The sequence below is a fragment of the Pseudomonas viridiflava genome (genome assembly GCF_900602065.1).
Classification (GTDB): domain Bacteria; phylum Pseudomonadota; class Gammaproteobacteria; order Pseudomonadales; family Pseudomonadaceae; genus Aquipseudomonas.
The window spans coordinates 1-335 of the sequence record NZ_UWFN01000224.1; the positions used below are offsets into that span (position 1 = coordinate 1).

Sequence of the window (335 nt, forward strand, 5' to 3'; positions counted from 1 at the left end):
ACGCGGGCCTCAAGCTCACGCCTGCAGTGAAAGCCGGGCTGGTGGACGAGGCGCTGAGCCTGCCCGACACCGACTGGCACATCCCGCGCCTGTACGACTTCGCTGCCGAACTGGGCGCCAGCACCCTGGCGGCCGAGTATTCGCGATTCGTCATCGACCTCAATCGTCCGTCCGACGACAAACCGATGTATGCCGGTGCAACCACAGGGCTGTTTCCATCGATCCTGTTCGACGGCGTGCCGCTGTTCAAGGAAGGACAAACGCCGGGGCCTGAAGAGCAAGCGAAGTACCTGGAGCAGGTCTGGACGCCGTATCACCAGACGCTGGAGCAGGAA

General features: G+C 63.3%; 1 protein-coding gene. It reads left to right on the top strand.

Translation table 11 applies throughout. The annotated features are described in order from the left end of the window. The coding region (locus EE949_RS12945) for an N-formylglutamate amidohydrolase (protein WP_206335711.1) at positions 1-335 on the top strand (335 nt) is incomplete at both ends.